At 73.9% G+C, this 21034-nt stretch carries 16 protein-coding genes; 5 read left to right on the forward strand and 11 right to left on the reverse strand.

Going from position 1 to position 21034, the window contains the following annotated elements; genetic code table 11:
• The first annotated feature begins 49 nt into the window (after positions 1-49).
• A complete protein-coding gene (locus ACIOFR_RS33435; RefSeq protein ID WP_401003132.1) occupies positions 50-1036 on the forward strand; it encodes an NADPH:quinone oxidoreductase family protein in 987 nt (328 codons plus the stop codon).
• 173 nt (positions 1037-1209) lie between these two features.
• On the opposite strand, the gene ACIOFR_RS33440 is transcribed toward ACIOFR_RS33435, so the two are convergent.
• The 11 genes from ACIOFR_RS33440 to ACIOFR_RS33490 all read right to left on the reverse strand — a co-directional run bounded on the left by ACIOFR_RS33440 (position 1210) and on the right by ACIOFR_RS33490 (position 15724).
• Positions 1210-2331, reverse strand: a complete 1122-nt coding sequence (locus tag ACIOFR_RS33440) for an acyl-CoA dehydrogenase family protein (protein ID WP_401003103.1) — start codon at positions 2329-2331, stop codon at positions 1210-1212.
• Positions 2328-3503, reverse strand: a complete 1176-nt coding sequence (locus ACIOFR_RS33445) for an acyl-CoA dehydrogenase family protein (protein ID WP_401003134.1) — start codon at positions 3501-3503, stop codon at positions 2328-2330. The genes ACIOFR_RS33440 and ACIOFR_RS33445 overlap by 4 nt, the downstream gene beginning before the upstream one ends.
• A gap of 22 nt (positions 3504-3525) precedes the next feature.
• The gene (locus ACIOFR_RS33450; RefSeq protein WP_401003105.1) at positions 3526-4767 is read right to left on the reverse strand and encodes an acyl-CoA dehydrogenase family protein; all 1242 of its coding nucleotides are present in this window, start codon (positions 4765-4767) and stop codon (positions 3526-3528) included.
• 2 nt (positions 4768-4769) lie between these two features.
• Positions 4770-5894 carry a phosphotransferase family protein gene (locus ACIOFR_RS33455; RefSeq protein WP_401003107.1) on the reverse strand — a complete coding sequence of 375 codons (1125 nt, stop codon included), beginning with the start codon at positions 5892-5894 and terminating at the stop codon, positions 4770-4772.
• A 153-nt stretch (positions 5895-6047) separates the two neighbouring features.
• Positions 6048-7706, reverse strand: coding sequence for an APC family permease (locus ACIOFR_RS33460; protein WP_401003109.1), 1659 nt, complete (start codon positions 7704-7706; stop codon positions 6048-6050).
• Between the two features lie 584 nt (positions 7707-8290).
• The gene (locus tag ACIOFR_RS33465) at positions 8291-9061 is read right to left on the reverse strand and encodes a hypothetical protein (protein WP_401003111.1); all 771 of its coding nucleotides are present in this window, start codon (positions 9059-9061) and stop codon (positions 8291-8293) included.
• A gap of 338 nt (positions 9062-9399) precedes the next feature.
• Positions 9400-9867: a hypothetical protein gene (locus ACIOFR_RS33470; RefSeq protein ID WP_401003112.1), complete on the reverse strand. Its 468-nt coding sequence runs from the start codon at positions 9865-9867 to the stop codon at positions 9400-9402.
• Between the two features lie 335 nt (positions 9868-10202).
• On the reverse strand, positions 10203-10841 hold the full coding sequence (locus ACIOFR_RS33475) for a DJ-1/PfpI family protein (RefSeq protein ID WP_401003114.1): 639 nt from the start codon (positions 10839-10841) through the stop codon (positions 10203-10205).
• A 331-nt stretch (positions 10842-11172) separates the two neighbouring features.
• Positions 11173-12168, reverse strand: a complete 996-nt coding sequence (locus ACIOFR_RS33480) for a GlxA family transcriptional regulator (protein ID WP_401003116.1) — start codon at positions 12166-12168, stop codon at positions 11173-11175.
• A gap of 228 nt (positions 12169-12396) precedes the next feature.
• The gene (locus tag ACIOFR_RS33485) at positions 12397-13827 is read right to left on the reverse strand and encodes a family 16 glycosylhydrolase (RefSeq protein WP_401003118.1); all 1431 of its coding nucleotides are present in this window, start codon (positions 13825-13827) and stop codon (positions 12397-12399) included.
• A 430-nt stretch (positions 13828-14257) separates the two neighbouring features.
• Positions 14258-15724 (reverse strand): cation:dicarboxylate symporter family transporter, encoded by a 1467-nt coding sequence (locus tag ACIOFR_RS33490; RefSeq protein ID WP_401003120.1) that lies wholly within the window; start codon positions 15722-15724, stop codon positions 14258-14260.
• Between the two features lie 296 nt (positions 15725-16020).
• On the opposite strand from ACIOFR_RS33490, the gene ACIOFR_RS33495 reads away from it, so the two are divergent.
• The 4 genes from ACIOFR_RS33495 (at position 16021) to ACIOFR_RS33510 (ending at position 20946) form a co-directional block, all read left to right on the forward strand.
• Positions 16021-17796, forward strand: a complete 1776-nt coding sequence (locus tag ACIOFR_RS33495; protein ID WP_401003122.1) for an ATP-binding protein — start codon at positions 16021-16023, stop codon at positions 17794-17796.
• On the forward strand, positions 17793-18491 hold the full coding sequence (locus tag ACIOFR_RS33500) for a response regulator (RefSeq protein WP_401003124.1): 699 nt from the start codon (positions 17793-17795) through the stop codon (positions 18489-18491). The genes ACIOFR_RS33495 and ACIOFR_RS33500 overlap by 4 nt, the downstream gene beginning before the upstream one ends.
• Positions 18492-18719: 228 nt before the next feature.
• Positions 18720-20462: an MFS transporter gene (locus ACIOFR_RS33505; protein ID WP_401003126.1), complete on the forward strand. Its 1743-nt coding sequence runs from the start codon at positions 18720-18722 to the stop codon at positions 20460-20462.
• A 25-nt stretch (positions 20463-20487) separates the two neighbouring features.
• Positions 20488-20946 carry a MarR family winged helix-turn-helix transcriptional regulator gene (locus ACIOFR_RS33510; protein WP_401003128.1) on the forward strand — a complete coding sequence of 153 codons (459 nt, stop codon included), beginning with the start codon at positions 20488-20490 and terminating at the stop codon, positions 20944-20946.
• The last annotated feature ends 88 nt before the right edge of the window (positions 20947-21034 follow it).

A 21034-nucleotide genomic window follows, 5' to 3' on the forward strand; every position in this document is an offset into this window, starting at 1 on the left:
CGCGGCGAACGGGACGGGTGCGGCGAACGGGACGGGTGCCACGGGTGCGATGAGGGCCTGGCAGGTCGGGGCGCTCGGCGAGCCCGTCGAGGTGATGCGGCTCCGGCCGGACGTGCCCCGGCCGGTACCGGGCGAGGGCCAGGTGCTGGTCCGGGTCCTGGCCGCCGCCGTCAACTTCCCCGACGCGCTGATGTGCCGGGGCCACTACCAGGTCCGCCCGCCGCTGCCGTTCACGCCCGGCGTGGAGCTGTGCGGCGAGGTGGTCGACGGCCCGGGCACCGCGGACGGTACGGGCGGCAGGGTGATCGGCACGCCGCTGCTGCCCGCCGGCGCCTTCGCCGAGTACGCGCTGATGGACGCCGCCGCGACCTTCCCCGCCCCCGGGGCCCTGGACGACGCCGAGGCCGCCGCCCTGCACATCGGCTACCAGACCGCCTGGTTCGGCCTGCACCGCAGGGCCCGGCTGGCGGCCGGCGAGACGCTGCTGGTCCACGCGGCGGCGGGCGGCGTCGGCAGTGCCGCCGTCCAGCTCGGCAAGGCCGCCGGGGCCACCGTGATCGGCGTGGTCGGCGGCCCCGAGAAGGCCGCGGCGGCCCGGGACCTCGGCGCCGACCTGGTGATCGACCGCCGCACCGGGAACATCGCCGCCGCGGTGAAGGAGGCCACCGGCGGCCGCGGCGCCGACGTCGTCTTCGACCCGGTCGGCGGGGACGCCTACACCGCCTCCACCAAGTGCGTCGCCTTCGAGGGCCGGATCCTGGTGGTCGGCTTCGCGAGCGGCACCGTGCCCGCCCCGGCGCTCAACCACGCCCTGGTCAAGAACTACTCCGTCCTCGGCCTCCACTGGGGCCTCTACAACACCCGGGATCCGCAGGCCGTCCGGCAGGCCCACCGGGAGCTCACCGAGCTCGCCGCCAAGGGCGTGGTCCGCCCACTGGTCAGCGAGCGCCTGCCGCTCGCCCGCGCCGCCGAGGCCGTCCAGGCGGTCGCGGCCGGCGCCAGCACCGGCCGGATCGCCGTCCTCCCGGGGCTCTGACCGCACGGGCCCGACCGCAGGGGCCGGGCCGCAAGGTGCCCGGCCGGGGAGCCCGACCGAAGGGGGCCGCGCCGTACGCCGGCGCGGCCCCCTTCTTCGTCCTTCGTCGTCCTTCGTCGTCCCGTCGGCGGCGTCCGTCCCGTCGGCCGTCCGGCGGTCAGCCCACCGGACGGTCAGCCCACCGGACCCGGCAGGTCCACCAGCCGCGCCAGCGTGGCGCGGTGGTGGCCGGGGGTGCCGAGCGCCAGCTGATCCGCCTTGGCCCGCTTGAGGTACAGGTGCGCCGGGTGCTCCCAGGTCATGCCGATCCCGCCGTGCAGCTGGACGCACTCCTCCGCCGCCCGCACCGCGAGCGCGCCGCAGTGCGCCTGGGCGACCGCCACCGCGACCTCCGCGTCCGGACCGCCGGCCGCCAGGGTGGCGGCCGCGTACCGCGCCGCCGCCCGGGCCCCGACCGTCTCCAGCCACAGATCGGCCAGCCGGTGCTTGAGCGCCTGGAACGAGCCCAGCCGGCGGGCGAACTGGCGGCGTTCCTTCAGGTACTCGACCGTCGTCGCCAGGCACCACTCGGCCACGCCGAGCTGCTCCGAGGCCAGCAGTCCGGCGCCGGTGGTCAGCGCCTGCCGCAGTGCCGCGACGGCCGGCCCGCCCTCGGCGAGCCTGCGCCCGGGCACCTCGTCCAGCGTGATGTCCGCGAGCGGCCGGGTCAGGTCCAGCGACGTCCGCCGGGCGACGCCCAGCCCGGCCGCGTCCGCCTCCACCGCGTACAGCGCCGGGCCGGCCGGCCCCTCGGCGGGGACGAGCAGCAGGTCCGCGCCGGACGTGTCCGCCACCGAGGTGACCCGGCCGCTCAGGCGGCCGCCGCCCGCCGCCCGGACGGTGCCGGGGAAACCCGCCCCCGGCGCGGTGGACAGCGGGACGGCGAGCGTCGCCGTCCGGGCACCCGCCGCAAGCTGCGCGAGCAGCGGGTCCTGCGGGCAGGCCGCCAGCAGCAGCCCGGTCGCCAGGACGGCGCTGCCCAGGAACGGCACCGGAGCCACCCGGCGCCCGAGCTCCTCCAGCACCACGGCGGTCTCCCGCAGCGTCGCACCCGCGCCGCCGTACTGCTCCGGGACGTGCAGCCCGGTCACCCCGAGCTCCACCGCCAGGCCGCGCCACAGCGCCGGGTCGTACGGGGACGGGCCCTCGCAGCGGGTCAGCACGGCGGAGGGCGGGCAGCGGTCGGCGAGCAGGTCCCGCACGCTGGCGCGCAGGTCCTCCTCGATCTCGGAGTAGAGCAGATCGGGGGCGCTCATCGCGGCAGCTCCTTCCAGGGGGTGTCCTTGTCGGTCCGGGGCTCGGCCGGCAGGCCCAGTACCCGTTCGGCGATGATGTTGCGCAGGATCTCCGAGGTGCCGCCCTCGATGGAGTTGCCCTTGGCCCGCAGGTAGCGGTACCCGGCCCGGCGGCCGTTGAAGTCGACGGTCTCCGGCCGCCGCATCGTCCAGTCGTCGTACACCAGGCCTTCCTCGCCCAGCAGTTCGACCTCCAGACCGCTCAACTCCTGGGCGAGCCGGGCGAACGCCAGCTTCATCGCGGCGCCCTCCGGGCCAGGCTGGCCGACGGCCAGCTGCTGGCGCAGCCGTTCGCCCGCCAGCCTGGCCACCTCGGCGTCCACCCAGGACTTCAGCAGCCGCTGGTGCAGCTCGTGGGTGCGCAGCTCCGGCCGCTCGCGCCAGGTGGTGGCGACCACGCCGACCATGCCGCCCTCGCGGGGCATCGCCTGGCCGCCGATCGCCACCCGCTCGTTGTTCAGCGTGGTCTGGGCGACCTGCCAGCCCTCCCCGACCTCGCCGAGGCGGTGGGCGTCCGGGATCCGGACCCCGGTCAGGAAGACCTCGTTGAACTCGGCCTCCCCGGTGATCTGCCGCAGCGGGCGGACCTCCACCCCGGGGTCGGTCATGTCGCAGACGAAGTAGGTGATGCCCCGGTGCTTGGGCAGGTCCGGGTCCGTCCGGGCGATCAGGATGGCCCAACGGGCGGTGTGCGCGGTCGAGGTCCACACCTTCTGTCCGTCGACCCGCCAGCCGTCCCCCTCGGGCACGGCCCTGGTCGCCAGCGCGGCCAGGTCGGAGCCGGCGCCGGGCTCGCTGAACAGCTGGCACCACACCTCCTCGCCGGTCCACAGCGGGCGGAGGAAGCGTCGCTTCTGCTCCTCGGTGCCGTAGCGCAGGATCGTCGGCGCGGCCATGCCCAGCCCGATGCCGATCCGGCGCGGGTCGTTGTCCGGCGCCCCGGCCGCCTCCAACTCCGCGTCCACCAGGGACTGCAGGGCGCGCGGTGCGCCGAGGCCGCCGAGTCCGGGCGGGAAGTGCACCCAGGCCAGCCCGGCGTCGAACCGGGCCCGCAGGAAGGCCGTCCGGTCGGGGCCGGCGGGATCGTGCCCGGCGAGCAACCTCCTGACCCGCTCGCGCAGTTCCGACTCCACGTCGTACTGTTCGGACCCCACCTCAGCCCCTCCCGTCCTGCCGGCGTGCGAGCTCGCGCCGCGCCAGCGACCGCTTGTGCACCTCGTCCGGGCCGTCGGCCAGCCGCAGCGTCCGGATCGCCGCCCAGAGTTGGGCGAGCGGGGTGTCCTGGCCGACCCCGGCGGCGCCGTGCGCCTGGACGGCCTTGTCGAGGATCCACTCCACCGTCGCCGGGACGGCGATCTTGATGGCCTGGATCTCGGTGTGCGCGCCCCGGTTGCCGACGGTGTCCATCAGCCAGGCGGTCTTCAGCACCAGCAGCCTGGCCTGCTCGATCCGGACCCGGGCCTCCGCGATCCAGTCCTGCACCACGCCCTGCTCGGCCAGTGGCCTGCCGAACGCGACCCGCCCGCTCACCCGGTCGCACATCAGCTCCAGGGCCCGCTCGGCCACCCCGATCGCCCGCATGCAGTGGTGGATCCGGCCCGGGCCGAGCCGGGCCTGCGCGATCGCGAAGCCCGAGCCCTCGGTGCCGATCAGGTTCCCGGCCGGGACCCGGACGTCCTCGAACAGCACCTCGGCGTGCCCGCCGTGGTCCTCGTCGGCGTAGCCGAACACCGTCATCCCGCGCTTCACCGTCACCCCGGGGGTGTCCCGCGGGACCAGGATCATGCTCTGCTGGCGGCGCGGGTCGGCGCCCGGGTCGGTCTTGCCCATCACGATGAGGATCCGGCAGTTCGGGTTCATCGCACCGGTGATGTAGAACTTGCGGCCGTTGACGACGTACTCGTCCCCGTCCCGCTCGATCCGGGTGGTGATGTTGGTGGCGTCCGAGGAAGCCACCTCCGGCTCGGTCATCGCGAAGGCCGACCGGATCTCGCCGGCCAGCAGCGGCTCCAGCCACTGCTTGCGCTGCGCCTCGTCGCCGAACTCGGCCAGCAGCTCCATGTTCCCGGTGTCCGGGGCCGCGCAGTTGAGCGCGGCGGGGGCCAGCAGCAGCGAGCGGCCGGTGATCTCGGCGAGCGGCGCGTACTGGAGGTTGGTGAGGCCCGCGCCGGGGCCGCCGGGGCCGCCGTGCTGGTCCACGAGGAAGAGGTTCCACAGGCCGCGCGCCCGGGCCGCCGCCTGGAGCTCGGCGACGACCGGCGGGACGGTCCACGCCTCCCGGGCCGGGTCGGCGAGTTGGGCGGTCAGCACCGGCTCGGCCGGGTACACGACCTCGTCCATGAAGGCGAGCAGCCGCCCGCGCAGCTCCTCGGTGCGGTCGTCGTAGGCGAAGTCCACGGTCAGTGCTCCTTCAGCTTCAGTGCGGCGAGGCCGAACTCCACGAAGGCGGGCACGAGTTCGCCGACCCGGTCGAAACCGGGGCCGACCGTGCCGCCCTTGGTCCAGCGGTAGTGGATGCCCTCCAGGACGACGGCGAGCTTGAACGACGCGAAACCGACGTACCAGCCGAGCGCGGACACGTCCCGCCCGGAGCCCGCCGCGTAGCGGGCGACCAGCTCCCCGGTGGCGGGGAAGCCCGGGGCCAGCACGGCACCCGGCAGCACCCCGTCGAAGCGGCGGGCCAGCTCGACGTACATCACCAGCAGGCCGAGGTCGGTCAGTGGATCGCCGACGGTGGACATCTCCCAGTCCAGTACGGCGGTGATCCGGTCGTCCCCGTCGACCAGCACGTTGTCCAGCCGGTAGTCGCCGTGCACCAGGGCGGGCGCGGGGGAGGGCGGCAGCGTGGCGGCGAGGTGCGCCTGGAGCTCGTCGATCCCGGCGACCTCGCGGCTGCGCGAGGCCGCGAGCTGCTTGCCCCAGCGCCCCAGCTGCCGCTCCAGGAAGCCCTCGGGGCGCCCGAAGTCACCGAGCCCGACGGCCGCCGGATCCAGCGCGTGCAGCGCGACCAGGGTGTCCACCAGGTGCAGCCCCAGACCGTGCACCCGCTCGGGGCCGAGGCCCGCGAACTGCTCCTCGTCCCGGAAGACGGCGCCGGGGGCGTACTGCATCAGGTAGCACGGTGCCCCGATCACCTCCGCGTCCTCGATCAGCAGCAGCGGCTCGGGGACGGGCACGGCCGTGGGGTGCAGCGCGCCGAGCACCCGGAACTCGCGGGCCATGTCGTGCGCGGTCGCCAGGACGTGGCCCAGCGGCGGCCGGCGCAGCACCCAGCGACCGGTGCCGTCCGTCAGCAGGTAGGTCAGGTTGGACTTGCCGCCCTCGAACAGCCGGGCCCGCAGCGGCCCGTCCAGCAGGCCGGGCAGGTCGCGGTCGAGCCGCTCGCGCAGCCGTGCGAGGTCGAGCCCGGGGAGGGCCGCGGTGGTGTCCTGGGGGTCCGCGGCGGCGGGGGCGTCCGGGCTGTCGGGAGCGTCGGGGGCGTCGGGGGCGTCCGAGGTGTCCGGGCTGTCGGGGGCGTCGGTCATGGGCTCCTCGCCTGGGTCGTTGACTAAGCGCTTGCTTAGAATCCCCGCGAGGTGTCGCCCTTGTCAACGGTCACAACCCGCCCCCCGCACGCGCGGAGCCCGGCCGGTGGGTACCGGCCGGGCTCCGCGGACGTGTCGGGAGGGCGTGAGGGGTCAGTGACCGCCCTCGTCCACCACCTCGACGTCCTCGATCATCTGCTCGATCAGGTGCGCGGGCAGGGCGACCCGGGTGGCCCAGGAGTAGATCGCCATCGCGAAGGCCGCGACCACGAGCATGTCCCACCACATCGGCAGGTGACCCAGGCCGTCGCCGAAGCTGCCCTGCCAGGAGATCACGCCGAGGCCGAGCAGGTAGGCGGGCAGCCACTGGGCGGCGCGCCAGTCCAGCTTGGGAGCGTTCGGCAGGCCCTTCTTGGTGGCGTACGCGGCGTAGCTGCCGAGCAGCACGTAGCCGAGCACGATGGCGATGCCGAGGCGGGCCAGGGTGTGCCAGCCGGTCCAGTAGATGATCAGGCTGGCGACCACGAAGGACAGCGGGGCGATGACCGCGCCGCCGGGCAGGCGGTAGGAGCGCTCACGGTTCGGCAGGCGGCGGCGCAGCGCGCCGAAGGCGAGCGGGGCACCCGCGTACATCAGCACCGAGGCCGAGGTGATGAAGCCGACCAGCTCCTGCCAGCTCGGGAAGGGCAGGAAGCAGATCACGCCGGTCAGGAACGAGATGGTGAGGCCGAACCACGGCACGCCGCGGCGGTCGACCCGCTCGAACATCTGCGGGGCGTAGCCGTTCTTGCTGAGGCCGTAGGAGATGCGGGAGGTGGAGGTGGTGTAGATCAGGCCGGTGCCGCCGGGCGACACGATGGCGTCGAAGTACAGCACCCAGGCCAGCCAGCCGAGGCCGACGGTGGTGGCGAGACCGGCGAACGGGCCGCTGATGCCGGGGAAGTCGAGGTTCTCCCAGCCGTTGGCGAAGGAGGCGGCGGGCAGCGCGGCGATGAAGACGACCTGCAGCAGGACGTAGATCATCGTGCCGATCGCGACGGAGCCGAGCACCGCGCGCGGGATGTCGCGCTTGGGGTTCTTGCTCTCACCGGCGAGCTGGATGGCCTGCTCGAAGCCGAGCAGGGCGAAGATGATGCCGCTGGTGCTGATCGCGGCCAGGATGCCCTTGGTGCCGAACGGCGCGAAGCCGTGCGAGGTGAAGTTGCCGCCGTGGAAGTTGGACACGGCCAGCGCGAAGATCGCGAGCAGCGGCACGAAGATCTTCAGCCAGGTGGCGGCGCTGTTGGTGTGCGACAGCACCCGGACGCCGAGGAAGTTGACCGCGACGAAGACGCCCATCAGGAAGACGGCGACGACGAAGCCGCTGACCGTGAGGGTGCCGTTGTCGTTCAGGAAGCTCTTCGCGAACTCCCAGTGACCGGCGTAGCCGATCATGGCCTCGACCTCGATCGGCGCGACCGTCGCGGCCTGCAGCCAGGAGAACCAGCCGAAGGACATGCCCGCCAGGCCGCCGAAGGCGTAGTGCGGGTAGCGGGCGGTACCGCCGGCCACCGGGAACATGCCGCCCAGCTCCGCGTGCACGAAGGCGAGCAGGACGATCGCGACCGCCCCGATGCCCCAGGAGACGAGCGCGGCCGGGCCGGCGACCATGACGGCGTTCTTCGCGCCGTAGAGCCAGCCGGAGCCGATGATCGAGCCCACGGAGGCCCAGAGCAGGCCGATCAGCCCGACCTCACGTCGCAGCGAACGGCTGCGACCCGGCGAACCGGACGGTGGGGCGGCTGAGGGGGCGAGCTGGTCGACAGAAGCCATGGGGGTAGGCAGCCTCTCGGTGAATGGCAGGTGGAGGGGTTGAGAGTTGCCCAAGGCTAGGGCGAGCGTGCCGTCGCAGAACAGACGCGAAGCCGAATAGTTACATTCACGGGGTCGGCTTCACGGGTACTGCACATATGGCTTCAGTAAGTGCATCTGTGCAGGTCGGGCCGGGTGGCCTGGAGATTTGAGGAACATTTGAGAATTGTCGGGCGATGGTATCGGTTCGCCGGTCGCTGCATAGTCATGAGGGGTTCCGGCCCGAAAAACCGGCCCTGACGGTAAGGATTTATACATGACTTGATCGATAGTTTTGGTGATGTATCACCTGTGCGAATTGCCGGTGGATCGGGTGGATCCGGACGGATTCGGGTGGGGCGGGGCGGGTTCGGGGCAGGTTCGGGACCGCCGTCGGGACCGCCGTCGGGACGGATGCGCGACGGATTCGGGGCGGCTTCGGGGCGGCTTCGGGGCGGCCTCGGGGGCCGGGGGAGCGGCTGCGGGAGGGCTGGGACGGGGTCGCCGGGCAGCTCCGGACGGTTCCGGACGGTTCCGGACGGTTCCGGCCCGGTCGGTCGGGAGCGTCAGCCGGCGCTGTCCTCCGCGGGCGCCGCGGAGGCCTTGACGGAGTGCCCCGAGGCGTCCGCGGCGTAGAAGGTGGAACCGAACCGGTTGACCTCCTGGCCGTACGCGTCGCCGGTCGAGGTGTCCTCGGCGCACAGGTACAGCGGGCGGCCGTTGTAGAGCACCTGGTAGCTCCCGTCCGCGCGCAGGCTGGTGCCCAGCAGCCCGTCGTCGGCGCCGGGGCCGGCCACCGGGAAGCTCTTGGTGGTCAGCGGCGGCAGCGCGCTGGCGCAGGCGTCGTAGCAGGTGGACATGGTGGTGCTGTCGCCCTCGAAGACGTAGAGCGTGCGGCCCTGGCCGTCGACCAGCACCTGACCCAGACGGTCGGTGCTCGCGACGGCGACGGCGGCCCCAGATCCGGCCGCCGAACCGGCAGTCGAACCGGCGCCGGCCGCCGCGGACGCCGCGGGGGCGGGCGAGGCCGAACCCGACGCGGAAACCGAGGCCGACGCCGAGGCGGCGGGGGAGGCGGTGGCACCGGGGGACGCGGGTGCCGAGGCGGCGCCCGAGGCATTGGGGTCGGGAGAGCCGGTGGCGGCCGGGGCGACGACGGCCGGAGCCGGTCCGGCCACGGGGGCGACCGGCGACGTGGCCGTGGCGGTCACGGTGGCGGTCACCGTCGGCGTCGGGGCCTCCGGCGGGAGCGGACGCCATTCGGTCGCGCAGCTGCCCACCGTGACGACGAGCAGCGCGGCGGACGTGAACGTGGCTGCCTGGCGGGTCCGACTCATGCGCTGCTCCTCGGGCGGGGGTGGTGGCGCTTTCCTCCACTACCGCCCGGGTTCGCCTCCCCGGCCACCGCAGGCGCGGCAGCATCAGCGCCTGGGGGGAACGAATTGCCCTGGATGGTTGATCGGCGTGCGCGCGGGCGGGCGGGCGGGCGTGCGGGCCTGCCGGGCGTGCGGGCGGCGCCGGGATGGGGTGGCGTGGCGTGCGGTCGGGAGCTTGAGCGCGCGCGTGGGAGCGGCGGCGCGTGGGTGGTGCGCCGGGGCGCGGGCGCGTCGGCGTGGGGTGTGTCCGCTGCGGGCGGGTGCGGGCGGTGCTGCTCGACGGCTCGGAGCCGGGTGGCTCAGCTCGCGGCGGCGCTCTCGTCCTCGGGTTCCGCGGGTTCTGCGGGGCCGACGGGTTCCTCGGGCTTCGTCGGTGCGTCGGGTGCGTCGGGTGCGTCGGACGCCTCGGGCGCTGCTTCGGGCCTCGTGGACTCGGCGGGGTCGGCGGCCTGGGTCGGTCCGCTCGGCTGTCCGTCGTCGGGCAGCCCGCCGTCCGGAAGCTCGTCGTGCTCGGCCCCGTGCCCGGTGGCGGACCACACGGTCTGGTCGCCCCCGCGCCAGCCGACCAGGTCGGGGTCGCTCAGGTCGGGCTCGTCGACGCCCGCGCGGCGGATGAACTCCGCCACGTCGGCGGCGTCGAAGGCCTTGCCGACCGCCCGCCCGTAGATCTCGACCCGCCGGTACGGTCGGGTGCCCCGGGTGGGCGGGCGTACCACGACCGGCGGGGTGAAGATGTCCCCGCTGCTGCTGCCCTGTGTCTCGCCCATGCATCCAGTGTCACTCAGCCCGAACGGGACCGTGCGGAACGCCGGCCGCCCGGGGCGGGGGTGGACGGTCGGCCGCGAGGCGGTGCCCGGTCGCGGGCGGGGCATCCTCACGGGCCCGGTGGGGCCCGGTGGGGCCCGGTGGGGATCGAACACCGGGCCGGCCCGGGGCTGGATGCCGAGAGCGGCGGGCGGTGGGCCTTTCGGATGAGCGGGCCCGGGGGTCGGGGCTTGCGGGGCCGGGGCTGCGGGGCGGAGCGGCGTCGGGGTGCCGGTGGGGCCCGACCGGGACGGTTGTGCCGGTGGGCCGAGCCAGGCTGCGGGGGACGGCCCAGGGCTCAGGCGCCGAGGAACTCGGCTGACCGGGCGCGCATCGCCGTGACCAGGTGGGCGGGCGCCGTCGCCGGACTGCCCGCGCCGTACGGGGGCTCGGGTGCGTACTCGGTCATCAGCTGGATCGCCTGGGCGACCTCGTCCCCCGCGAGCCGGCCGGCGAGCAGGAGCGCGAGGTCGATTCCGGCCGAGACACCGGCTGCGGTGGCGTACTTGCCGTCGATGACCGTCCGGTCGGTGGACGGGATCGCGCCGTGTTCCGTGAGGCGGTCCAGGGCGAGCCAGTGCGAGGTGGCCCGTCGGCCCGCGAGCAGTCCGGCGCCCGCGAGGACCAGGGAGCCGCTGCAGACGGAGGTGGTCCAGGTGGTGGCGGCGTCCACCCCTCGGATCCAGTCGAGCAGGGGCTCGTCGGTCATCAGGGCGGGCTGGCCCGGGCCACCCGGGACGAGCAGGATGTCCGGCGCGGTGACCTCGTCGAGCGCGGCGTCGGCGACGAGGGAGAGGAACCCCGTGTCGGCGCGGACCGGACCGGTGCGGGCGGCCGTGAAGACCACCTCGGCGCCGGGCAGCCCGGCGAGGATTTCGTAGGGGCCGACCGCGTCCAGGGCGGTGAAGCGGTCGTAGAGGAGGATCGCTATTTGCATGAGCGCAACCGTTCGTGGAGTGGTGGATGGTGACGCCAACGTGATTGTTCACGGTGGCGTGAATGGTCGGTTCGGCGTGAATGATGGGGCTGGCGTGAACGGTCGGCCTTGGCGTGATCGGTTGGCCTGGAGTGAATGGTCCGGCAGGGGTGAACGGTCGGCTCTCGGGTGAACGGTCGGCGCCAGGACGCACCGCGCCACCGCGCGCGAATGGTCGCGGACCTGCGAACATTCACGCCCACGTGAACATTCACGCGCCATCCGTCGCAGCCCCGGCTCCGCAGCCCCGGCCCCGCGCCCCCAGTCCCGAACCCTCGGCCCCGCGCAAGCCTCAGCCTGCCAACGGGAGTCCCGCGGCCGTCTGTGGCCGGAAGCGCCGCCGGTACTCGGACGGTGGGATGCCCAGCCCGCGGACGAAAGCCCGCCGCATCGCCTCGGTGGACCCGTAGCCGGCGGCCCGTCCGACCTCCTCGACGCCGTACCCGGTCTCTTCCAGCAGCCGCCGGGCCGTCTCCAGTCGCACGCCGTCCACGTACCGCCCGGGTGGCACTCCGACCTCCGCGGCGAAGGCGCGGGCGAACTGCCGGGGTGAGAGCGAGGCTCGTTCGGCCAGCGCCGAGACCGAGAGATCGTCGCCCGGGTTCTCGGCCACCCACCGCTGGACCTCGCGCAGGGCGTCCCGTTCGGCGATCTGCCCCGCCAGCTGCATGCTGAACTGGGACTGGCCGCCGGGCCGGCGCAGGTACATCACCAGGTGGCGGGCGATGGCGAGCGCCGTGCCGCGGCCGAAGTCCTCCTCCACCAGGGCCAGGGCGAGGTCGATCCCCGCGGTCACGCCGGCCGAGGTGGAGACGCGGCCGTCCCGCACGAAGATCGGTTCGGGGTCCAGCCGGACGGCGGGGAAGCGGCGGGCGAACGTGGCGCAGTACGCCCAGTGCGTGGTGGCTCGACGGCCGTCGAGCAGTCCCGCCTCCGCCAGGAGGAAGGCCCCCGTGCAGACCGACACCACGCGCTCGGCGCCGGCGGCCAGTTCGGCGATCCGCCCGACCAGCTCCGGTGCGGCGGGCCCCCGGGTGCCGCGTCCGCCCGGCACCAGCAGGGTGTGCGGGGGCGCGGCCAGGTCAAGGTCCTCGTCGGGTACCAGGGTGAGCCCGCTGGAGGTGCGGACGGGCCGGCCGCCCGGGCTGGCGGTGCGGATCCGGTACGCGGCGGGGATCCCGCCCCCGGGGTCCCCGCTCCCGGCGGCGCTGAGCACTTCGAGCGGACCGCTGATGTCGAGGCTCTGGACCTCGTCGAAGAACACGATGAGGACGTTCCGGTTGGGCATGGCTCAAGCGTGGCAGCGCGGACGAGACGGCAGCAAGGTCGTCCTTCCCACGTTTCCTGCCATCCGCGCCCTACCGGCGCCCGCTGTCCCAGCGATGCCGGCCGGCCGGAACGCCCGCCCGCCCGCCCGCCCGCCCGCCGGCCTGGAACGCCGGGGGCCGGCCCGCCGCGCCGTCTGGCAGACGGAGGGGTGGGCCGGCCCGGTGGGACGGCGGGGTCGCTGTCAGGGTCAGTGCTGCCAGACCCGGACGTAGTCGACCTGCATGTCGGCGGGGGCGAGGGTGTTGCTCGCGCTGCTGCTCTCGACCGCGTTGTTCAGGATCAGGTACTGCGGGGTGGAGGTGATGCCGGTGGTGATCTGGCCGACCTTCACGCCGTCGTAGTAGTAGGTGACGGAGCCCGGCGCCCACTCGGCGCCGTAGGTGTGCCAGCCGGTGAAGGTGCCGGGGGCGCAGGAGCCCGGGCCGCCGGAGGGCGAGTGGAAGTGGTAGCAGGCCTTGCCGCCCAGGCCCTCCATGACGTCCATCTCACCGTCGGTGGGCCAGTTCTGACCGTCCGTCCAGAACGCGGGCCAGTTGGCGATCTGCGAGCCGGACGCCGGCAGGTAGATCCGGGACTCGAAGGCGCCGTAGGTGAACTGCGCCTTGCCGTTGCTCTGGACCATGCCCGAGCGGTACGGGTAGGTCTTCCCGTTCACGGTGGTGGACTGCGCGGTGGCGGTCAGGTGCAGGCTGCCGCCGTTCACGGTGGCCTGGGACGGCGCGTACGCGGCCGCCTCGGAGCTGTTCACCGGGGGCGTGGTGCAGGTGGGGCAGCCGAGCCAGTTGGAGGTCCACTTGGTGGAGTCCACGGCCGAACCGTTGAACTCGTCCGCGAATACCGAGTGCCAGCTGCCCGGGATGCCGGCCGGCCCGCCCGAGGTGCTGGGGGAAGCCGTCGGGCTCGGGGTGGCGGTCGCCGACGGGGTCGGCGACGGGGTCGGCGTCGGCGTCGGCTTGACCGTCGGCGTCGGGGTCGGGGTCGGCGTCGCGAACGGGCTGGACGTCACGGTGGGCGACGGCGTCGGCGTCGGGGTGGGAGTCGGGGTGGGGGTGGGCTTGACCGTCGGGGTCGCGGTCGGGGTGTTCGTCGGGGACGGGCTCGGCGCCGCGGTCGGCTTCGGCGCGGTGGTGGCCGTCGCGCTCGGCTGCGGGGTCGGCGTGGGCGCCGGGGTGACCGTCGTCCCGGTGGACGTGAAGGTGCGGGTCGGCGTGAGGTTGTGCCAGGCGTTGTTGGCCTTGTACGCCACGAAGTACTGGTAGTTCCCAGCCGGGAAGGTCCGGGCCTCGGGCTGGAAGGTCTGCTGGGTACCCGAGAGGGTGGTCGCGACGGCGCCGCGGAAGTCGAAGTTGGCGCCCTTGGCGTCGCGGACGGCGATGGTCAGCGACTGGACCGGGACGCTCTTGGCCGAGTGCAGCTTGGCGGTGGCGGTGACCTGGGCGGTGCTGCCCGGCGCGGCCGGCGTGATGGTGAGCGAGTCGACGACCACCGGCTCCGCGTTGCGGGCCGGGGCAGCCCACGCGGCGCTGCCGGCGCCGACCGCGGCGACTGCGAGGCCGAGGGCGACCAACTGTCGACGGGTCACCCGCGCGGGGCGGCGGTGCTTGGAGTGTCTGGGCATGCTGTGGGGGAGCCTTTCGTTTCCCCCCTCGGACACGACCGGACCGGGCTTCGTTGGGGAGAAGCCGGTCCGTTCAGTCGTGGACTCTGCGGGACGCGGCGGTGGCAACGCAAGCCCGGTTCCCGGTCGCGGCGAGATCAACTAGGTCGTACACCCACCCAAATCCGCTGGTGGGCGGGGGTGGCGACCGGTCCAGGCGCCACCGTTGTGACATCCGGCACAGGTGGCGTCCGTCTCAAGGGAGTTGGGCGTTCGGGGGTCGGTGTCCGATGTTCGGTGCCAAGGGGTCCGGAGCCCGGAGCCGTGAGCCGCAGACCCGCCGGTCCGCCGGTCCACGGAGGCATGGAGCCCCGGAGCCCCGCGCCGGCGGGCGGGGGGCTCCGGGAGTCGGGTGGGGCCGGGCGGGGCCTCGAGGCCCACGCCGGCCGGTTCAGGCCGAGGTCTTCTCCGAGGAGGGCGCCGCGGCCGGCGCGGGGACGTCTCGCCCGTGGCCAGCACCGCCGTCGGCACCCACGCCGGCCCCGGCCTCGGCCCCCGAACCGCCGTCCACGCCGGCGGCGGCGTCGCCGCCGTGCGTGCCGTGGCCGGTGTCGATCAGCGTGGCCTCGTCGAACGGGATCCGCCCCGCCAGCACCTCGCGCAGCCGCTCGTGGTCGAGCTCCCGCGTCCAGTGCCCGATCAGCACGGTGGCCACCGCGTTGCCCGCGAAGTTGGTGAGCGCGCGGGCCTCCGACATGAAGCGGTCGATGCCGACGATCAGCCCGACGCCGTCCACCAGCTCCGGCCGGTGCGACTGGAGGCCGCCGGCCAGGGTGGCCAGGCCGGCGCCGGTGACGCCGGCCGCGCCCTTGCTGGCGATCACCATGAAGACCAGCAGGGAGAGCTGCTGCCCCAGCGACATCGGCTTGTCGAGGGCCTCGGAGATGAAGATCGACGCCATCGTGAGGTAGATCGCGGTGCCGTCGAGGTTGAAGCTGTAGCCGGTCGGGACGGTGATGCCGACGACCGGGCGGCTGACGCCGACGTGCTCCATCTTGGCGATCAGTCGCGGCAGGGCGCTCTCGGACGAGGAGGTGGAGAGGATCAGCAGGAACTCGCGGCCCAGGTAGCGCAGCAGGGCGAAGATGTTGACCCCGGCGACCAGGCGCAGCAGCAGGCCCAGCACCACCACCACGAAGATCGCGCAGGTGGTGTAGAACCCGATCATGATCATGGCGAGGCTCTTGAGTGCGGCCGTGCCGGTCGCTCCCACCACCGCGGCCATCGCGCCGAACGCGCCGACCGGCGCCAGCCACATGATCATCGCCATGATGCGGAACACCAGCCGCTGCAGGTGCTCGACCCCGCGCAGGACGGGGGCCCCGACCGGGCCCATCGCTTGCAGGGCGAAGCCGGCCAGCAGTGCGACCAGCAGGGTCTGCAGCACCTTGCCCTCGGTGAGGGCCGAGAACATGGTGGTCGGAATGGTGCCGAGGAGGAAGTCCGCGGTGCCGGTGGCGGCGCCCGTCGCGGCCTGCGCGTGGCCGGACTTGGCGAGGGCGGCGGTGAGGTGCAGGCCGGAGCCCGGGTCGATCAGGTTGCCGACCACCAGACCGATGCCGAGCGCCGCGGTCGACATCAGCAGGAAGTAGCCGAGCGCCAGGCCGCCGACCCGGCCGACCTTGGCGGCCTTGGTGACCGAGCCGACGCCGAGCACGATGGTGCAGAAGATCACCGGGCTGATCATCATCTTGATCAGGTTGACGAAGCCCGTGCCGACCGGCTTCAGCTCCACGGCGAAGTCCGGTGCGAGGAGCCCGAGCGTGATGCCGCCGAGGACGGCCGCGATCACCGCCAGGTAGAGGTAGTGGGTGCGGTCGGACCGTCTGGTCCGTACGGTTCCCGTGGTCGTCGTCATCCTGCGGCTCCTTTGCCGGACGCCCTGCGGCGGTGTTTCCTGTGGGGGTGTTCCTGATCGGGGTCACGCGGCGGGACGCACGTGCTGACATCCGCGTGGTGCATCCACGCGTGCGATGCGCACAGTGCCCTTCGCGCGGCGAGGTCGTCCGCGCCGTGAGGATCCAGCCGGTGGCGGCCCGGGTGGTGGGCCGATCCGACTATGGGCTCCGGAGTGACGACCGTCACGTTTGCGTTCATAGAGTTCATGCGGCCGGACCCCTTGCCCCCGCCGCCGAGCAGGGCAGACTGTCCGGCATGACCCCGCACCCGAACCCTCCGCCGCGCGGCCGGCTGCACAGCCTGGCGGGCCGGCTGTTCGCGGTGCAGATCGTCATCGTGGCCGCCGTGGTGGCGGGCGGGGCCGTGCTCGCGTACCTGTTCACGGCCGACCGGGCCGAGGGTGCGGCGCTGCGGCAGGTGCGCGCCGCGGCCGTGGCGGTCGCCGACGCCCCGACCGTCCGCGAGGCCGCCGCCGGGCCTGATCCCTCGGCGGTCCTCCAGCCGTACGCCGAACGCGTCCGCCAGGACACCGGCGTGGACTTCGTCACCGTGATGGACACCGACGGCATCCGCTGGACCCACCGTGATCCCGCGCAGATCGGCCGGCCCTTCCTCGGCCACATCGACCGCGCACTGGCCGGGGAGGTCTTCCCGGAGACGTACACCGGCACGCTCGGTCCGTCGGTCCGGGTGGTCGCGCCGGTCTTCGACGAGCACCGGCGGGTGGTGGCGCTGGTCAGCGCGGGGATCACGGTCGAGGCGATCAGCGACCAGCTCCGCGGACCGATCCTCGCCCTGGCGGGCGTCGCCGTGGCGGCGCTGGCGCTCGGCGGCGTGGGCACCTACCTCGTCGGCGCCCGGCTGCGCCGGCACACCCACGGCATGGGTGCGGCCGAGCTCAGTCACCTCTACGACTACCACCAGGCGACGCTGCACTCGGTGCGCGAGGGCCTGGTCCTGTTGGACGGCTGCCACCGGGTGCTGCTCTGCAACGACGCGGCCCGTGAACTGCTCGGCTTGTCCGGCGAGTTGACGGGCGTCGCGGTGGACGATCTGGGGCTGCCCGACTCCCTCGCCGGCGCGTTGCGGTCGCCCTCCGCGGTGCGCGACGAGGTGCACCTCACCGCCGAGCGGGTCGTACTGCTCAACACCTCCACCATCGGCCCGGGCCTCGGCACCGTGGTGACCCTCCGCGACCACACCGAACTCCAGGGGCTCACCGGTGAGTTGGACTCGGTACGCGGCTTCGCCGAGGCGCTCGGCGCCCAGGCGCACGAGGCCGCGAACCGGCTGCACGCCGTCGTCTCGCTGATCGAACTCGGCCGTCATCGCGAGGCGGTGGAGTTCGCGACCGCCGAACTCGCCCTCGCCCAGCAGCTCACCGACCGGGTGGTCGAGGCCGTCGGTGAACCGGTGCTGGCCGCCCTGTTGCTCGGCAAGGCCGCCCAGGCCGCCGAACGCGGCGTGGAACTCGTCCTCACCCAGGACAGTCGGATCGACGACGGGGTGCTCCCGGCCGAGCTGACGTCGCGCGACCTGGTCACCCTGCTGGGCAACCTGGTCGACAACGCCGTGGACGCCGCCATCGAGAACGCCGCGCACCACGACGGGCCGCCCGAGGTCATCGTCACCGTCACCGCCCGGGCGGACGGCAGCGAACTGCTGATCCGGGTCGCCGACACCGGCGCGGGCATCGACCCGCAGGCAGCCGAGGAGGTGTTCCGGCGCGGGTGGACCACCAAGCAGCACGGTCGCGGGCTCGGCCTCGCGCTCGTCGCCCAGACCGCCCGGCGCAACGGTGGCACCGTCGAACTGGGCCGCGAGCGCGGCGCCGTGCTCACCGTACGGCTGCCGCTGCGACGGCCGACGCCACGGGTCGACCGCGACGGGGGGCCCGCGGCGAGAACGCCGCGCCACGCGCCCGACCACGCGCCCGGCCACGCGCCCGACCGGGCCCCAGGCCCGGCAGTCGACCAGGCAGCCGCTCCGGCAGCCGGTCAGGACGGTTCGACGCGGGTGGCGCTCCGGTGATCGCCGTACTGGTGGTGGAGGACGACCCGGTGGCCGCCGCCGCCCACTCGCTCTACGTCCGGCGCACCCCCGGCTTCCGGGTCGAGGCCACCGTCCACACCTGCGCCGACGCCCTGCGCGCGCTCGACCGCGCCCGGGCCGAGGGCACGCCCGTCGACCTCGTCCTGCTCGACCTCTACCTCCCGGACGGCCACGGCCTGCGGCTGTTCCGCATGCTGCGGTCGGCGGGCCATGCCGCGGACGTCATCGCCGTCACCTCGGCACGCGACCTGACGATGGTCCGGCAGGCGGTGTCGGTCGGGGTCGTGCAGTACCTGCTCAAGCCGTTCGGCGCGGCCGCGCTCACCGACCGCCTCGACAGCTACGCCCGGTACCGCCGGACGCTCGGCCGCAGCGGCGAGGCGACCGGTCAGGAGGAGGTCGACCAGGCGCTCGCGCTGCTGCGCACCCCCGAGCGGGCGGCCCTCCCCAAGGGGCTCAGCGCCCCGACCCTGGAGGCCGTCGAGGTCGTCCTGCGCGAGGCGTCCGCCGGTATCTCGGCCGCGGCCGCCGGCGCCGCCGCCGGCGTCTCCCGGATCACCGCCCGCCGGTACCTGGAGCACCTGGTCGAGACCGGTGCGGCCGTCCGCGAGCCGCAGTACGGGCAGGTCGGCCGTCCCGAGCTCTGCTACCGCCGCCGAACCGACCCGAGCTGACGACCCGAGCTGACGACCCGCCCGAGCCGGCGACCCGGGCCGGCGATCCGAGCTGATCCCGGTCGGCCCGACCCCTACCGCACCGGCCCGGCCCCGCCCGACCCCCTGCCGGCCCGCCCCCCACCGGCGCGACCCGACCCGGCCGCACCGGCCCTTGCCGGGGGAGACCCCGCGGGCAGATAGTTAGCTAAGAACAACTAACTACCTCTGACGACCAGAGGAGCCGGTATGCGGTCGGTGGCGCGGGCGCGCCCGCAGGACGGGCAACACAACCCGCGCTACAAGTGGGTGGCCCTGTCGAACACCACGCTGGGGACGCTGGTGGCGACGATCAACAGCTCGATCGTGCTGATCTCGCTCCCGGCGATCTTCAACGGCATCGACCTCAACCCGCTGGAGCCGGGCAACGTGAGCTACCTGCTCTGGATGCTCATGGGTTACCTGCTGGTCACGGCCGTCCTGGTGGTCACGCTCGGCCGGCTCGGCGACATCTACGGCCGGGTGCGGATCTACAACGCCGGATTCCTGCTCTTCACGGTCACCTCGGTGATCCTCGCGCTGGACCCGATGTCCGGCGGTGGCGGAGCGCTCTGGCTGATCGGGTGGCGGGTCGCCCAGGCGGTCGGCGGCTCGATGCTGATGGCCAACTCCGCGGCGATCATCACCGACGCCTTCCCCGCCCGCCAGCGCGGGACGGCGCTCGGGGTCAACATCGTCGCCGCCATCGCGGGCTCCTTCATCGGCCTGGTCCTCGGCGGCGTGCTCGCGGAGTGGAGCTGGCGCTCCATCTTCTGGGTGAACGTCCCGATCGGCCTGCTGGGTACCGTCTGGGCCTACCGGTCGCTGCGCGACACGGGCGTCCGCCGCCCGGCCGGGATCGACTGGTGGGGCAACCTCACCTTCGCCGTCGGCCTGACCGCCCTGCTGGCCGGCATCACCTACGGCATCCAGCCGTACGGCGGGCACACCATGGGCTGGACCAACCCCTGGGTGCTGGCGGGCCTGGTCGGCGGTGCGGCGGTGCTGACGGCGTTCTGCCTGATCGAGCGGCGGGTCGCCGAACCGATGTTCCCGCTCCGGCTGTTCCGCGACACCACCTTCACCAGCGGCAACGCCGCCGCCCTGCTCGGTTCGATCGCCCGAGGCGGCCTGCAGTTCATGCTGACCATCGGCTTCCTGGTCGCCGGCCCGGCCGCCGGACACCTCTCGGACAAGTACGGCGCACGGCTGTTCGCGGCGGTCGGCCTGGCCGTGATGGCGGTGTCGTTCGGCGGGTTGCTGCTCCTGCCGACCGACTTCGGCTATGGCTGGTTCGCGTTCCTGATCTTCCTCAACGGGCTGGGTGGCGGCCTGTTCGCGGCCCCGAACACCTCGCTGATCATGTCCAGCGTCCCGGCCGCCGACCGCGGTGCCGCCTCCGGCATGCGGGCCACCTTCCAGAACGCCGGCATGGTGCTCTCGATCGGGATCTTCTTCTCCCTGATGGTGGCCGGCCTCTCCGGCTCCCTGCCCCACGGGCTCGACAGCGGTCTGACCGCCCAGGGGGTCCCGGCCCCGGCGGCCCGGTCGATCGCCGCCCTGCCGCCGGTGGGCACGCTGTTCGCGGCCTTCCTCGGCTACAACCCGGTCCGCGAACTGCTCGGCCCCGACCTGCTCGGATCCCTGCCGGCGGGCAACGCGCAGACCCTGACCGGCCGGGAGTTCTTTCCCCGGCTGATCGCCGGCCCCTTCCACGACGGCCTGGTGGTGGTGTTCTGGTTCGCCATCGCGCTCTCCCTGCTCGGCGCCCTCGCCTCCCTGCTCAGGGCCCGCCGCCCGCAGCCGTCCGAGCCGATCGGGGAGGCCGCCGGAGCGGCCGCCGGGGAAGCCACGGACGGCGCCGAGGGGGCGAACTCCGCAGCGCCGGACGGTACGGTGAGGGATCCGAGCGACCCGGCTCAGGATGCGGCGGGCACCACCCGGCGCGGCTGAGGACCCCGAGGAGTACGTCCGGCCCATGGCGACCGACCCCACCCAGGCCGCGGCCGAGCTGGCCCGGCTCCGACTCGCCGTCTCGCGCCTGCACCGGCAGATGGTGCAGGCGTCGAGCCGGCTCGACCTCACCTTCGCCCAGCTCTCGGCGCTGGCCCGGATCGAGGCGCACGCGCCGATCCGGCTGGTCGACCTGGCGGCCCGCGAGCGGGTGGCGGCGCCCTCGATGATCCGCACCCTCGCGCCGCTCCACGCGGACGGCCTGATCGCCAAGGAGCCGGACCCGCAGGACCGCCGCTCGGCGTTGATCAGCCTGACCGCCCACGGGCGGGAGACCATCGGGCGGATCCGGCTCGAACGCTCCCAGCTCCTCGCGGACCGGGTGGGTCGGCTCACCGAGGACCAGCGGACCGCGCTGCTCACCGCCCTCCCGGTGCTGGAACTCCTGGCGGAGGAGCCGGACGACCCCCCGCACCAGCCCTAGAAGGCTCGTGAAGATCTTGCTGAGGGGCTGTCTGGCTGCGGGCCGGGCGGCCCCTTCTGGTTATGCGCTGGCGGGGGTGAGGTGCCAG

It is taken from the genome of Kitasatospora sp. NPDC088346 (genome assembly GCF_044740765.1).
Lineage (GTDB): Bacteria > Actinomycetota > Actinomycetes > Streptomycetales > Streptomycetaceae > Kitasatospora.

What these genes read in the sequence shown, in the direction of transcription:
- ACIOFR_RS33475 (WP_401003114.1), bottom strand. Translation starts at nt 10,841, where the DNA reads ATGCAAATAGCGATCCTCCTCTACGACCGCTTCACCGCCCTGGACGCG.
- ACIOFR_RS33460 (WP_401003109.1), bottom strand. Translation starts at nt 7,706, where the DNA reads ATGGCTTCTGTCGACCAGCTCGCCCCCTCAGCCGCCCCACCGTCCGGT.
- ACIOFR_RS33485 (WP_401003118.1), bottom strand. Translation starts at nt 13,827, where the DNA reads ATGCCCAGACACTCCAAGCACCGCCGCCCCGCGCGGGTGACCCGTCGA.
- ACIOFR_RS33435 (WP_401003132.1), top strand. Translation starts at nt 50, where the DNA reads ATGAGGGCCTGGCAGGTCGGGGCGCTCGGCGAGCCCGTCGAGGTGATG.
- ACIOFR_RS33470 (WP_401003112.1), bottom strand. Translation starts at nt 9,867, where the DNA reads ATGGGCGAGACACAGGGCAGCAGCAGCGGGGACATCTTCACCCCGCCG.
- ACIOFR_RS33465 (WP_401003111.1), bottom strand. Translation starts at nt 9,061, where the DNA reads ATGAGTCGGACCCGCCAGGCAGCCACGTTCACGTCCGCCGCGCTGCTC.
- ACIOFR_RS33455 (WP_401003107.1), bottom strand. Translation starts at nt 5,894, where the DNA reads ATGACCGACGCCCCCGACAGCCCGGACACCTCGGACGCCCCCGACGCC.
- ACIOFR_RS33495 (WP_401003122.1), top strand. Translation starts at nt 16,021, where the DNA reads ATGACCCCGCACCCGAACCCTCCGCCGCGCGGCCGGCTGCACAGCCTG.
- ACIOFR_RS33510 (WP_401003128.1), top strand. Translation starts at nt 20,488, where the DNA reads ATGGCGACCGACCCCACCCAGGCCGCGGCCGAGCTGGCCCGGCTCCGA.
- ACIOFR_RS33505 (WP_401003126.1), top strand. Translation starts at nt 18,720, where the DNA reads ATGCGGTCGGTGGCGCGGGCGCGCCCGCAGGACGGGCAACACAACCCG.
- ACIOFR_RS33440 (WP_401003103.1), bottom strand. Translation starts at nt 2,331, where the DNA reads ATGAGCGCCCCCGATCTGCTCTACTCCGAGATCGAGGAGGACCTGCGC.
- ACIOFR_RS33480 (WP_401003116.1), bottom strand. Translation starts at nt 12,168, where the DNA reads ATGCCCAACCGGAACGTCCTCATCGTGTTCTTCGACGAGGTCCAGAGC.
- ACIOFR_RS33490 (WP_401003120.1), bottom strand. Translation starts at nt 15,724, where the DNA reads ATGACGACGACCACGGGAACCGTACGGACCAGACGGTCCGACCGCACC.